Genomic DNA, 12664 nt, shown 5'->3' with positions numbered 1-12664 from the left:
ACCGCTCCCGACCGCGGCGGGCGCACTTCCATTATCGGCAGAGCGCGGGGGATGCTGTAGGGAGTTCAGAAGAAGCGTTTGGCGAGGCTGAGGATCCCCTGCTTCCACGGGACGCGGTGGGAGACCCCGCTCTGTCCTTCGAACGAGGAGAGGTTGGCGAGGTACCACTCGTAGTTCCTGATGAGGGCGTCCTTGTTGGAATACCTGGGGACGAACCCGAGGACCTTCTCCGCCTTCTCGGTCGAGACGAAGGAGTCGGTGGAGGCGGTCTCGTAGACCCAGCAGTAGAGGGGGGAGAGCTTCAACTTCTCAAGGACCTTGAGCACGGCGACGGCGGGGCCGGCGGGGATGCACTTGATCTTCTTTCCGAAGCCCGCGCGGTCGAGGACGGCCTGAAAGTCCTCGCGCATCGTCGTAAACTCGCGCGCGCCGATGTTGAAGACGTCGTTGACCGTCTCGTCCGGCCCGGTAAGGCAGATCCAGATCGCGTCGCAGAGGTCTTCCACGTCCAGGAGTTGGTAACGGTTTCGCCCGTTGCCGAGAAGGGGGAAGCCCCTGCCGTCCTTGGCCCAGTCGTAGAACAGCGCGAAGACACCCAGCCGCTCCGGGCCGATGAAAGACTTGGGACGGACGATCGGGACGCACATCCCACGCTCCCGGTACCGGAGGCAGACCTCCTCCGCGCGGATCTTCGCCTCGCCGTAGGGCCCCACGCCGACCTTGGGGTCGTCCTCGTAGATCGGGTGGTGGTCAGGCACGCCGTACACCGCAGTCGAGGAGACGAAGACGACGCGGCGGACGCCCTCTTGCGAGGCGGCCTCGAGCACGTTGCCCGTACCGTCCACGTCGGTCGAGAAGATGTCCTCGCGGCTGTAGAGCGGGAGGGCGGCGGCTGAGTGGACGACGGCATCGCACCCCGCCATCGCCTCGCGGACCCGATCGAGGTCGCGGATGTCGCCTTCGATCGAGCGCACGCGGTCCTTCTCCGGGTAATCGAACGGGGCGATGTCGAACGAGACGACCTCGCATCCCTTGTCAAGCAGGTGCCGGACGAGGTTGATCCCGAGGAAGCCCGACCCCCCGGTGACGAACACCTTGCGAATAGGCTGGGCCGCGTTCTCTGCCGCAGGCATGTTCTACTCCTAGCCGAGGGCCTCGCGGGCGGCCTTCGCGCGGGCGACATTGTCCGCCCAGAAGCCCAGGAACTGATTGAGGGTGGGCGGGACGTAGATCGTGTTGATGTACTCCGACGGGAGCACGCCGTCCTCGTGGAAAGCGTCGTCCCACGCGGGCCAGATACGGCGGAGCGTCTGATGACGCAGGTGCCAGACGGTGCCCGCAAGGGGGAAGCCCTGCGAGTCGATGCCGTCCTCCAGCGTCGTCCACGATTTGATCTGCGGCCGGTCCCTCTTCATCTTTCGGACGTACATCGCCTGGATATTGCCGAAGTCCGTCGAGAACGGCACGTCAAGAAGGTCGGTGTTCTGGTGGACGGCCCTCTTCGAGGCGGTGAGCAGGCGATTCTGCAGGGAGCCGTACTTGAACTCGATCCATCTCGCCGCGCGCTTCGTGCAGAGCGTCCCGGCGCGGCTGATCGCGTCTTCCTCGCCCTCGGGGTCGAACTCGATCCCGGCCTGCTCGACGGCGGACTTGAACTCCTCGGAGTTGAGCGGGGGGGCGTCCAGCGACTTGACGGCGGCGGGCTTGATCTCCGACCTGAACGGCGAATCCTGGGGAAGCGAGTTGAGGAGCTGCTCGACGCGGTAGACCCGGATGGCATCGTTGAAGCGGCCGATCATCGAAGTGATGACCGATCCGCCGAGCCCGTCGTCCGCCTTCTCGCCGTTGCGCTTCTCCCACTGCCGGATGCCCTCGTTGACCGCGCACCATGTGGCGACCATCTGCGGGACTTCGTAGCTCAGGGTCATGTTGGTGAACATCCGCTCCTTCAACGCATCGGGGAAGTCAGGATGGTATCCGGCGTTGAACGCGCGGACGACGTTCAGGGCGACTGGGCCGGTGCATGATACCTTGAAGTGGTTGTTAGCCTTGCCGACCCTCGGGGCGGCCTTGGAGACATACGGCTCCCCGGCCCCTTCGAGCAGGATGTCGTCGAACTGCCTGACCCTCTCGCCAAGGACGGCGTATATTTCGCCGCCGGCGCGGACGCACTTCTCCTCCTGGTCGTGCCAGTCGGGCCGCAGTTGGAAGGCGACGCGCCCCAGGCCCCGCATCAGAAAGACGGGACGGAGCGCGAGCATCGCGTCCACGACGACCCACTCCGTAAACTTGGTCGCCCCCCAGTCGTCTGCCTCGTTCCGGGCCTTCTGGTCCCTGGCGATAACGGCGCGGACGGCCTTCCACTTGTTCGGGAAGCGGGTGATGAAGGCGGCCGCTTCCTCGCCGTGGATGTTTCCCTTGGCATCGAGGTCGTCCTCGCCCATGACGGCGATCGCGGGGTTCGTCGTACCCCCGAGGCTCCCGATCTTGCGGCATCTGGCGGCCTGCATGCCGTAGTCGTTGAAGAACTGGGTCCTGGTATCGCCGCGCTCCCACGCGAGGAAGAGCTTCACGTAGTAGTTCTTCGGCTGATACAGAGCCGCGAAGCACTTCAGGTGCTCGGCGATCGAGGCATACGGATCTGCCCCAGTAAGCTTCTGCCAGTCCTTCGCCCACGCGATGAAGATGTTGTCACCCTTGTTCACCGCAAGGTCTTCGAGCTTGATCTCGTCGAGGGCAAGGCGCGCGGCGTCCGGGGCGGCGGCCTCCCATTCGGCGAGCAGCTTCGCGCCCTCGCCACGCACCTTGGCAACGGCATCGTCGCTCAAACACTGATCGCCGTGGAGCGCCGCGCTCTGCAGGTTATGGCGCAGTTCGACGACGGAAGCGAGCGAATCGGTTACTCCGAGGAGGAAAGAGATGCACTTCTTCCTGGCCTGGAGGTCGGCCGATTGGAACGCGGTCGAGAGGCACCCTGTTGCGTCGTTGAACCTTCGGGCAAAGTCGGAAGGCGTGGTGAAGAAGAGTAGCTTCTGGCGGGCAAGTTCGACGTCCCAACCGGGCATGAAACCCTTCGCGCGCTCATCGCATCCGAGCACGAGGCAGCAGATCGTCTTTGAAGCGGGATCGGAGCAGCCGCACTTGCAGCAGCTCGAGGATGAATCAGACATGAATGAGTCCTCCGAGACAGAAGTCTTATCAGGGTTCAGCACCGAGTGGTCTTGGCGAAGCAGCCTTCGTTGCGCGAGGCTGCGTACGCTCGTACAGTCTAACCGAGCGGCGCTCGCGTGTCAAGCGAGGGTTGATCGGAGAGGCGCGATGTGGGCCGCCTCAAGGTGACGGCGGGCGCGCTCGCGGCGGCCCGAATCGACCGTGAAGGCCATTCATCGTCGCCCCGGAGCGAGTACGTTGACAGACGCCACGACGGACTACAACTCCAGGGGCTCTGTGGAGACTTCGCTACCGTCCTTGATCAGTACCTCGAGCTTCCCCTGAACCTCGGTGAGTTGACGGTTGCACTCACGAACAAGCTTCATCCCTTCCTCGTAGAGCGCAAGCCTCTCATCGAGCGGCAGCTTCCCGGCGTCCAACTGCTCCGCGACCTCCTCGAGCCGCGCCAAGGCATCCTCGAATGTCTGTTCGCTATCGGCCATCAGTCCCACCTCTCATGAGTCTCCTTCACTTCGGATATCAACCGCCCGTTCGAGAGCAGCGTCTCGATCACATCGCCCGCCGCGACGTTCGAGGCCTCGTGGACAACCCGGCCGTCGTCCAGCCTTCGCACCACGGCATATCCTCTGGCCAGCACTCGAAGCGGGCTGAGGGCGTCGAGCCGGGCAGCCGCCTTGCCGAGCCGGTTCTCACACTGCGTGACGAACTCCTTAGCAGACGAGGAGATGCGCATCGAGAAGGCATCCACCGTCTGCCAGTCGTCGCGCAACAAGTCCTCTGGATGGGCAAAGCACCTCGAACGCAGCGCGGCTTCGAGCCTGCTCCTTCGGTCGACGACATACTGCCTGAGCGCATCGGTCATAGCATCGCGTAGATGGGCGATCTTCCCCAACACTTCCTTCGAGTCCGGGAACACTAGTTCCGCCGCGGCTGACGGCGTCGGCGCCCGGAGGTCGGCCACGAAGTCGGCCAGGGTGTAGTCGGTCTCGTGCCCGATCGCGGAAACCACAGGCTTCTCAGCGGCGGCGATCGCCCTTGCGACCGATTCCGTGTTGAACGTCCAAAGGTCCTCAATCGAGCCTCCACCGCGCGCCACGATGACGACATCAACATCCGGAAGGGCGTCCGCGGTACGGACCGCCTCCACAACAGCATCCTCAGCACCGTCTCCCTGCATCAGGCTCGGCACGAGGATGATGCTCGCGGCCGGCCAACGCCGCGCCGCAATCGTGACGATGTCCCGAAGGGCAGCGGCAGTCCGGGACGTGACGACAGCGACCTTGCTGGAAAACCGCGGGATCGCAATCTTCCGCTCGTCCTCAAAGAGCCCCTCTGCCTGGAGTCTTGCTTTGAGCTGCTCGTACGCAACGTAGAGCGCGCCGACGCCGTCGGGGGTGACCTCGTTCACGGCAATCTGGTAGTACCCCTGTCTCTCGTATACGGTCACCCGTCCGCGGACGATGATCTTCATGCCGTTCGAGATTTCGAACCGGCCACTCTTCGCCACGTTGGACCAGATCACGCAGCGTATAGCGGCCGATTCGTCCTTGAGAGAGAAGTAGATATGCCCGCTCGAATGCCTGGTGAGATTGCTCACCTCGCCGCGCACCCAGACGTTCTGCATCGCCTCCTCGGTCTCGAACATAGCGCGGATGCATGCAGAGAGCTGGCGCACGGAAAGGACGCTACTGCGCTGATCGAGCGGCGACGATCCCTCACCGGAATCGCTCAGCACCGCACCTTCGTCGTCGAAGCTGATGGAACGGGTCGGCTTGTTGAAGGACATACCACGCACAGTATACGGGTCCGGGCCTGCTGCGGTCAAGCAGCCGGGGAGTACCTGCCGAGCCGCCAGGACTCATTTGACGGTATGAGGCGCGTTGCACCATACTTCCGCAGCGTTCAAGCAGGAAATATCTCTCCGGTTGTTGAAACCACTCTCTGATCGTTGACTAGCCGCGTGCTGTACCCCAGCAGGCCGCTCCGCTCCATGACAGGAGGGACAAAGCGATGACGGCTGAAGGACAAAGCCCCCGTGACCAAGGACTGGAGTTTCTCCGGCAGGGCCTGATCGAGCAGGGAATCGAGGCCCTGAAGCAGGCTCTCGAGCTGGACCCGTCCGATCCGCAGATCTACCTCTATCTCGGGCTGGCGTATTTCCGGCAGGACGACCTCGAGAACGTGATCGAGATTCTCGAGAAGGCGATTGACGTAGCGCCTACCTCACCGCAGATTCATTACAACCTCGGGGTGGCCTATCAGAAGGCGCACAACTCGACTCTCGCGAAGGACGAATACCTGCGCGCTCTGGGACTCGATCCGAGCTACTCCGCGGCCAAGCAGGCGCTGGAGCAACTGACCGCCGCGCAGGAACAGGAGATGATGAAGCCTCCAGACGACTCAGGAGAAGCCCCCGCGGAGGCATGAGATGCCTCCGGCTCGCCCGGCATCGCCTGAGAACATCCGTACTGACGTCATGAGACTGCGGCTTCTCCGCGCTCGCCTGTGCGAATACGGACGGCATCTTCCACCTTCGTCAGGAACACCTTGCCGTCTCCGACGTCACCGGTCGAAGCTGCCTGGATGATGGCATCCACAGCCGCTTCTACCATCGAGCCGACAACCACCGTCTCCAGCTTCACCTTCTCAAGCAGGTTAACCACATACTCCGTTCCGCGATAGTGCTGTGTTTGGCCCATCTGCTTCCCGGCTCCGGTGACCTGTGTCACAGTCATTCCCCTCACTCCGAGCGCGGTCAGCGCGTCCTTGACGTCATCCAGCTTCGCGGGACGTATGATTGCTTCTATCTTGATCATCTCCGACTCCTCAGAACAAGTATCCTATCTCACCGTGCTGGGAGAGATCGAGGCCCGACTCCTCCTCTTCGTGCGACACACGAAGGTCGGAAAACGCTCCTGTAACCTTCAACAGAATCACGGTGGCAATGAATGAATAGGCAAACACGGTCCCGATGGCGATCAGTTGCTTTGCCAGTAGCGATGCATTGCCGTACAGCAGGCCATTGCCGCCTGCAGAGTTGATAGCAACCGTCGCGAAGATGCCGGTCGCCACTGCTCCCCAGGTCCCACCCACGCCGTGGATGCCGAACACGTCGAGCGAATCGTCGTAACCGAGCCTGCTCTTCATCGCGATGGCGAAGTAGCAAAGAACGCTCACGATCGAGCCGATTGCGATGGCGGCAAGCGGGCCGACAAAACCCGAGGCGGGAGTGATCGCCACCAGTCCGGCGACGGCACCGGTGGCCGCCCCAAGGGCGGTCGGCTTGCCTCGATGCCACCACTCAACGAAGGTCCAAGACAGAGCAGCGGCTGCGGCGGCGGTGTTCGTGACGACGAATGCGCTCGCGGCGAGAGCGTTCGCCGCAAGAGCGCTGCCTGCGTTGAAACCGAACCACCCGAACCACAGAAGCGCCGCGCCAATGATGGTCATAGTGACGTTGTGGGGCACCATGTCGTCCTTGCCGAACCCCTGCCGCTTCCCGATGACGACGGCGCACGCCAGGGCGGCAATCCCTGAACAGATATGTACGACCGTGCCTCCCGCAAAGTCCAGCGCGCCAAGTTCACGCAACCATCCGCCCGGCGCCCAGACCCAGTGGCAGACGGGATCGTACACCAAGGTCGCCCAGAGGACCGTAAAGATGAGGAACGACTTGAATCGCATGCGCTCGGCGAACGCCCCGGTCATCAAGGCGGGAGTGATGACAGCGAACATCATCTGGAAGATCATAAACGCCTGATGCGGTATCGTCGAGGAGTATGTGTCGTTCGGGGCAAGCCCGACGTTCCGCAGTCCCGCCCATTCGAGCCCCCCGATCAGATGCCACTTGTCCGGGCCGAACGCCAGGCTGTAGCCAAAGAGCACCCACTGCACCCCGACCACTCCGATGAGGATGAAGCTCTGAAGGATAGTGGCGAGAACGTTCTTCCGGCGAACCATCCCTCCATAGAAGAGCCCGAGGCCCGGCGTCATCAGCATCACCAGCGCCGTCGCCATCAACATCCAGGCAGTGTCGCCGGCGTTTATGCGGCTGTCGGCCGCCGACACAGGCATCGCGGTGATGAGGATCAGTCCCGCAAGCCCGACGCAGAACCGCAATGTCGCGCGAAATCGCATATTCGATACCCCCGAAAGTGTAGTCTCACTGACGCCAGTCTACGCCATCGAGGTTTCGCCGCCGTTTCGCGGATGTTAAATCGGTGTTAAGTCGCGCCCCCGGCGAGAGCTTTCTCCGCCCAGAACCTGTTCGTGCGGTAGAGGCTCTCGAACGTGCCCGCATCGCTCCAGAAGCCCTCAAGCTCCACGTAGTCGAGTTTCCCGGCGCGGATGTAGAGGTTGTTCACGTCCGTAATCTCCAGCTCGCCGCGCCCGGAAGGCCGGCACTCGCGGATGTATTCGAATACCCTGCTGTCGTAGATGTAGAGCCCCGTCACAGCGTAGCCGGATTTCGGTTCCTCCGGCTTCTCCTCTACCGCCGCGATCGCGCCGGCGGCGTCGAACACCGGGACACCGAAACGCCTGGGGTCCACAACTTGCTTCAGAAAGAGACGGGCACCGGACTCAAAGCTCCTCACCGCCGGGGAGATGTCGGCATCGGTAGTGTTGTCGCCCAGGATCACCCCAATGTCACCGCCGTCGGCAAAGTCCTCGCAGAGACTGAGGGCTTCCGCGATGCCGCCCTCCTTCTCCTGGTACGCGTACTCTATGTGGCTCAGCCCCAGGTCCTTGCCGTTCCTCAGCACGGAGAGAAAGTGCCCCGCGTGCGGTCCACCCGTAACTACCATCACCTCAAGGATCCCGGCCGACACGAGCGTCTGGATCGGGTAGTAGATCATGGGCCTATCGTACACTGGAAGAAGGTGCTTGTTCGTGGCGTAGGTGAGGGGGTACAAGCGCGTCCCCAGCCCGCCCGCCAATACGACGCCTTTCATAGTCTCGCGTAACCTCCCCCTTCGTCAGGGCTTGCAGACCTTGCACGGATCGTAACCCGCTTCGATCGCTTCGTCCCTGGACTTGAACTGCACGCGGTTCTTCTCGGCGGGCAGATGCCTGCACGTCGCACGATGGAACTTCTTGCTCGATTTGTTGCCGATGAAATCTCCCACCTCAGCTTTGGTGAAGAGACTCTGCCACACATCTGCCAGCGAGTTCGAAGCCCGCGTGAAAACCGCGGACGGCGCGTCCTTCCCCTTCTTCTCATCGGCGAGAAGGCTCTTCAGTTCCGTTCTCGCCTTAGCCGACATTTCCAGCGCGAACCGATCCGGATCGGTTACCCGCGCGAACGTCCCGCGCGTGCACTTGAGCGTCGAAGCCAGCGCATCGAGTTTCTTTGTAAATGCCGGGCGCGCCTCGCTCTCGAACGACGCCTTGTCCGCCCGATACGGATCGCATACCGCGATCACCTGCCACCCGATGATCCCGAGTTCCGCCTTCAGGTCGGCTGCCGACTTCCCCGATTCGACGGCTTTCCGCAGCTTCTCATACTGCGCCGCAAAAAGCTTGCGGGCCGCCTCGTCATTCTTCTCCGCAAATCCAAAGAACTTGTCCGGCTCTTCTACCTTCGGCCTTGCCGCCGAGATGATCTGCGTCCCGACCGCCGAGAACTGCGCCTTCAGGTCATCGGGCAGGAATCCGACCGCAGCGAGAACAACCGCTGACGCGAAGTCCGGGGGTGCCGCATTCTTTGCCGGCTCGTCCTGCGCGAAGACGCATCTGCCCAACAGCATCAGCACCAACACGTACACCGCAAGCCTACTCTTCATCCTCGACCTCCTCCTTCAGTTTGAGCATTCGCGCGTAGACTTCCTTCCTCGGCCGCGAGTAGAGCGCGGTTACATGCCTCACCGCATCCCGCTCGGACATCCCCTGAGCGAGGAACGACTGCAGAGCCTCCAGCACCTGGTCGTCAGACACCGGCTCGGCCGCGACGCACGACCCCTCGATGACCAGCGTGATCTCGCCCTTTGCTTTCACTTCTGTGAAGCGCGCGATCGCGTCGGAGAGCGTTCCGCGGTGAATCTCCTCGAACTTCTTCGTCACCTCGCGCGCGACGACCGCCTTCCTGTCGCCCAACGTTCCGAGCGCGGACTTGAGCGTGGCGAGGAGGCGCAGCGGCGACTCGTAGAAGATCATCGTGCGGGGCTCCGTCCTGAGCGATTCGAAGTACGCCCTGCGCTCTCCGACGGGCCGGGGAGGGAACCCCTCGAACGTGAACCTCCGAGTGGAGAGGCCGGAGACCACCAAGGCCGTAATGATCGCGTTGGCTCCGGGAACCGCCTCCACCCTGATCCCCCGGGCGATGGCGATGGCGATCAACTCGTGCCCCGGGTCGGAGATACCGGGCGTCCCCGCGTCGGAGACGACCGCCACGTCCTTCCCCTCCTCCAGCAGCGCGAGGAGGTGTTCCGCCTTCCGGCCGCGGCTGTGCTGGTGATAGGGGGTCATCGCCACGGGGATCTGGTAGTGGTCGAGGAGCTTCCGGGTGACGCGCGTGTCCTCCGCGGCGATCACGTCCACGCCCCGGAGGACGTCCAGCGCCCGAAGGGTGATGTCCGCGAGGTTGCCGATCGGGGTCGCCACGAGGTAAAGGGTTCCGGGCATCGGGTTGTCCCGATCCCCCGGCGCGAGCCGCCGGGGGATCAGCCGTTCATCTTACTCGCCGCCCGCCGGGATGCGGATCGGCTCCGTAGTAGCGGTGGAGGAGTCGCCTTCAGGGTTGTTCCGCTTGAAATCGTCGATCTCCGCCTGCTGGGCGGCCGCGAGGTCGTTCCGGTTCATCTGCTTGTACATGTCCCGGATCTGCTCCATCGCCTGCACGTTGTCGTACGCGTTGTCCGACGCGATGTCAAGGCTCTCGAGGGCCGCCGCCTTGTCACCCGCCTCCAGCGCCATCTTCGCGTGGGCGAGGCGCAGGTCCACGTCCTCCGTCGAGTTCAGCGCCTCCTCCAGCGCCGTCCGCCCGAGCTTGGCGTAGTTCTTCTTCTCCGCGTCCGTCGCGCCGAACATCGGCGACGAACTGAGGATCTCGTAGAGGCGCCACAACTGGATGCTGCACCGCGCGCGCATCCCGGTGTCCTCCCCCGCCCCGTCCACGGCCGCCTGGTACAGCTTGGCCACCTTCTCGATCAGGGCCTTCCGCTCCGACTCCGACGCGGTCATCATGCCGGCGTACGAATCGCGCATCGCCATGTACGCCTTCATCTCAGGGTCCATTATCTCGAGCGCCATCGCCTTCTTGAGCTTCCCGTAATACTCCGCCTTTGCGCGCTCCTGCTCCTGCTGGACGAACTGCTCCCGGTACTGCTTCTTCTTAGCCGGATCGCTCAGCTCCGTCGGCACGTTGCGGCTCACCCCCGCCGACTTGAGGATGACGTATCCCCCCGCGGTCTTGATCGGGTCGCTCACTTGCCCCGCCTTCAGCGCGAATGCCGGGTCGCGGAGTTCTTCCTCGAGCTGGATTCTCACCACCGGGCCGCGGTTCCCCCCGAAGCCCTTGTACATGTCGTCCGAAAACTCGCCCGCGACCTTCGCAAAGTCCTCGCCCTTCCGGATCTTGGCCGCCACGTCGTCCGCGCGCTTCTTCGCCTGCTCGTCGGAGCGCTTCCCGACCGACGCGACGGTAATCTGGCTCAGTTTGACCTGGTCGAAGCTCGCCTCGAACGCCTTGTCGTCCGTCTTCGCCGTCTCCGCGATCTTCTTGTCGAGCTTCTCCAGGATCAGCGACTTGCGAATCTCCTCAGCAACCGCCTCGAACTGCTTCCGTATCTCTTTGCGCTTCTTCTGGATGGTCATTCCCGGCTCCGCCTTCGCAAGCTCGGCCGCGAAAACCTTGTCGTCCTTGACCTTCTTCCCCCGCAGGGCCGCCTCCCGCAGGGACTTCATCTGCATGTCGGTGTACTCGTCTATCTTCTTGTTCAGCTCGCCCCGCGATACGCGCACCCGCTCCTTCTTGGCGGCCTGCAGTTTCATCTCCTGGTCCACGAGCTGCTCGAAGAGCGACCCGCGCATCTGGATCTCCATCTCCGTCGTCACCGGAATGTTCTGCCGTTCGTACTGCTCCATCTGCCTGCGCAGGATCTCCAGGTAGTAGTCCCACTTGATCTTCTGCCCGTTGACCTTCGCCAGCACGCCGACCTGCTTGTTGGCGCCCCGGCCCCCCATGCCGCCTCCGCCGAGCGTCATCCCCACAAACCCGATCGCGAATGTCGCCGCGATGATCAGCACGAGCCACTTGAGATACCTGGACATCTTCGTCCGCATTCCCTGTATTGACATGAACGTCCTCCAAACGGTGATGTTTCCCTGATCCGATGCCCCGCCGAGCCTCTATCCGTCCCCGATCATTTCATTCAGCGCCGCGAGGCACAGCCGCGAGCCCTCCTCGGAGCTCCCGCCCGGCTTGAAGTGCGTCTCGAGCGAGATGAAGCCCGAGTATCCGTCCGCCCTCAGCGCCGCGAACTGCCCCCGGTAGTCTATCTCCCCGTCCCCGATCCGCACGAAGCTCACCTTTCCGTCATCCCCGCGCACGGCGTCCTTCACGTGGACGTGCACCAGATGATGCTTCATCGCCTCGTAGCCCACGGGATACGGCGTCTCCCCCGCGCAGAACGCGTTCCCCGGGTCCCACACGCCCATCAGCCCCGGGGAGCCGACCGCCTCGATCACCCGCGCGGTCTCCACCCCCGTGCCCAGGTAGCACGCATGCTCGTTCTCGAGTCCCAGCACCACCCCGGCCCGGCGAGCCCGCTCCGCCGGCTCGATAAACGCCTCCACGATCCGGCTCTCTATATCATCGGTAAGCTCGCCCCGCTTCCAGAACGCGAAAACCCGGATGAACCTCGTCCCGAACTCGTCGCACAGCCGGATGCACCGCTCCAGCAGCTCCATCTGCTCGTCGAGGCCCCGGTCGTGCGCCCCGTGCGTCATTCCCTTCTCCCCGCCCTCGCCGAACAACTCGCATTTGAAGAACGGCGACGCTATGCACGAGACCTCCACCCCCCTGTCCGCGACGAGCTTCTTCGCGCGGGCGATGCCGTCCTCGTCCATGTCCGCGATGTTCACGTCCCACAGGCATCTCAGCTCCGCGCCGGGGACGCGGTACTCCTGCATCACGTCCAGCGCGTGCTCGAAGTCCTGGGATATCTCGTCGGTGATGACTGACAGCTTCACGGCGCCCTCCGGGTACAAATTCACCCGCTCATACTATAGGAACGGCCGAGCTTTGTCAAGCAGAGCGCGCTCCCCCAGGCCAACGGTAACCCTCTCGATACGCCGCGGGAGCGGCTACTCGAGGAGATCGGTCGGAGTCTGATAGTCAGGCAGAGGCCCCTTCGAGAGATTCACTTCCCCCAACAGCTCGCCCCGTCCGTCCCGTCTCGAGTAGGTTTCGAGGAAACCGTAACGAGAGACCCCCTCCGTCAGGTCGCGCTCCCCCAGGCCAAGGGTAACCCTCTCGATACGCCGCGGGAGCGGC

General features: G+C 63.3%; 13 protein-coding genes. 1 reads left to right on the top strand and 12 read right to left on the bottom strand.

The features are described 5' to 3' along the window. Positions 1-65 precede the first annotated feature (65 nt). The 4 genes from KBC96_09465 to xseA form a co-directional block, all read right to left on the bottom strand. Positions 66-1133 carry an NAD-dependent epimerase/dehydratase family protein gene (locus tag KBC96_09465; GenBank protein ID MBP6964621.1) on the bottom strand — a complete coding sequence of 356 codons (1068 nt, stop codon included), beginning with the start codon at positions 1131-1133 and terminating at the stop codon, positions 66-68. 9 nt (positions 1134-1142) lie between these two features. Further along, positions 1143-3170: a hypothetical protein gene (locus KBC96_09460; protein MBP6964620.1), complete on the bottom strand. Its 2028-nt coding sequence runs from the start codon at positions 3168-3170 to the stop codon at positions 1143-1145. Positions 3171-3428: 258 nt separating this feature from the next. Then, positions 3429-3653 (bottom strand): exodeoxyribonuclease VII small subunit, encoded by a 225-nt coding sequence (gene xseB / locus KBC96_09455; protein MBP6964619.1) that lies wholly within the window; start codon positions 3651-3653, stop codon positions 3429-3431. Continuing rightward, positions 3653-4957 carry an exodeoxyribonuclease VII large subunit gene (gene xseA / locus KBC96_09450; protein MBP6964618.1) on the bottom strand — a complete coding sequence of 435 codons (1305 nt, stop codon included), beginning with the start codon at positions 4955-4957 and terminating at the stop codon, positions 3653-3655. Before xseA ends, xseB begins: the two co-directional genes overlap by 1 nt. Positions 4958-5181: 224 nt before the next feature. Here xseA and KBC96_09445 point away from each other — a divergent pair, with 224 nt between their 5' ends. Then, the gene (locus KBC96_09445; GenBank protein ID MBP6964617.1) at positions 5182-5598 is read left to right on the top strand and encodes a tetratricopeptide repeat protein; all 417 of its coding nucleotides are present in this window, start codon (positions 5182-5184) and stop codon (positions 5596-5598) included. A 47-nt stretch (positions 5599-5645) separates the two neighbouring features. On the opposite strand, the gene KBC96_09440 is transcribed toward KBC96_09445, so the two are convergent. The 8 genes from KBC96_09440 to KBC96_09405 form a co-directional block, all read right to left on the bottom strand. Continuing rightward, positions 5646-5987, bottom strand: a complete 342-nt coding sequence (locus tag KBC96_09440; protein MBP6964616.1) for a P-II family nitrogen regulator — start codon at positions 5985-5987, stop codon at positions 5646-5648. 10 nt (positions 5988-5997) lie between these two features. Beyond that, positions 5998-7245, bottom strand: a complete 1248-nt coding sequence (locus KBC96_09435) for an ammonium transporter (protein ID MBP6964615.1) — start codon at positions 7243-7245, stop codon at positions 5998-6000. Between the two features lie 149 nt (positions 7246-7394). Then, positions 7395-8123 (bottom strand): NTP transferase domain-containing protein, encoded by a 729-nt coding sequence (locus KBC96_09430; GenBank protein ID MBP6964614.1) that lies wholly within the window; start codon positions 8121-8123, stop codon positions 7395-7397. Between the two features lie 24 nt (positions 8124-8147). After that, entirely contained in the window at positions 8148-8954 is an 807-nt protein-coding gene (locus KBC96_09425; GenBank protein ID MBP6964613.1) for a hypothetical protein, read from the bottom strand. Further along, positions 8944-9792: a 16S rRNA (cytidine(1402)-2'-O)-methyltransferase gene (gene rsmI, locus KBC96_09420; protein ID MBP6964612.1), complete on the bottom strand. Its 849-nt coding sequence runs from the start codon at positions 9790-9792 to the stop codon at positions 8944-8946. Before rsmI ends, KBC96_09425 begins: the two co-directional genes overlap by 11 nt. A 51-nt stretch (positions 9793-9843) precedes the next feature. Beyond that, positions 9844-11466: a peptidylprolyl isomerase gene (locus KBC96_09415; protein ID MBP6964611.1), complete on the bottom strand. Its 1623-nt coding sequence runs from the start codon at positions 11464-11466 to the stop codon at positions 9844-9846. Positions 11467-11517: 51 nt separating this feature from the next. Continuing rightward, positions 11518-12360, bottom strand: coding sequence for a sugar phosphate isomerase/epimerase (locus KBC96_09410; protein ID MBP6964610.1), 843 nt, complete (start codon positions 12358-12360; stop codon positions 11518-11520). 114 nt (positions 12361-12474) lie between these two features. After that, positions 12475-12664, bottom strand: a 190-nt coding sequence (locus KBC96_09405; GenBank protein MBP6964609.1) for a hypothetical protein, incomplete at its 5' end; no start/stop codon positions are given.

The sequence above is a fragment of the Armatimonadota bacterium genome (assembly GCA_017993055.1).
Lineage (GTDB): Bacteria > Armatimonadota > UBA5829 > DTJY01 > DTJY01 > JAGONM01.
This window is presented reverse-complemented; position numbering and strand designations above follow the sequence as displayed.

What these genes read in the sequence shown, in the direction of transcription:
- KBC96_09415 (MBP6964611.1), bottom strand. Translation starts at nt 11,466, where the DNA reads ATGTCAATACAGGGAATGCGGACGAAGATGTCCAGGTATCTCAAGTGG.
- rsmI (MBP6964612.1), bottom strand. Translation starts at nt 9,792, where the DNA reads ATGCCCGGAACCCTTTACCTCGTGGCGACCCCGATCGGCAACCTCGCG.
- KBC96_09435 (MBP6964615.1), bottom strand. Translation starts at nt 7,245, where the DNA reads ATGCCTGTGTCGGCGGCCGACAGCCGCATAAACGCCGGCGACACTGCC.
- KBC96_09430 (MBP6964614.1), bottom strand. Translation starts at nt 8,123, where the DNA reads ATGAAAGGCGTCGTATTGGCGGGCGGGCTGGGGACGCGCTTGTACCCC.
- KBC96_09465 (MBP6964621.1), bottom strand. Translation starts at nt 1,133, where the DNA reads ATGCCTGCGGCAGAGAACGCGGCCCAGCCTATTCGCAAGGTGTTCGTC.
- xseB (MBP6964619.1), bottom strand. Translation starts at nt 3,653, where the DNA reads ATGGCCGATAGCGAACAGACATTCGAGGATGCCTTGGCGCGGCTCGAG.
- xseA (MBP6964618.1), bottom strand. Translation starts at nt 4,957, where the DNA reads ATGTCCTTCAACAAGCCGACCCGTTCCATCAGCTTCGACGACGAAGGT.
- KBC96_09440 (MBP6964616.1), bottom strand. Translation starts at nt 5,987, where the DNA reads ATGATCAAGATAGAAGCAATCATACGTCCCGCGAAGCTGGATGACGTC.
- KBC96_09425 (MBP6964613.1), bottom strand. Translation starts at nt 8,954, where the DNA reads ATGAAGAGTAGGCTTGCGGTGTACGTGTTGGTGCTGATGCTGTTGGGC.
- KBC96_09460 (MBP6964620.1), bottom strand. Translation starts at nt 3,170, where the DNA reads ATGTCTGATTCATCCTCGAGCTGCTGCAAGTGCGGCTGCTCCGATCCC.
- KBC96_09445 (MBP6964617.1), top strand. Translation starts at nt 5,182, where the DNA reads ATGACGGCTGAAGGACAAAGCCCCCGTGACCAAGGACTGGAGTTTCTC.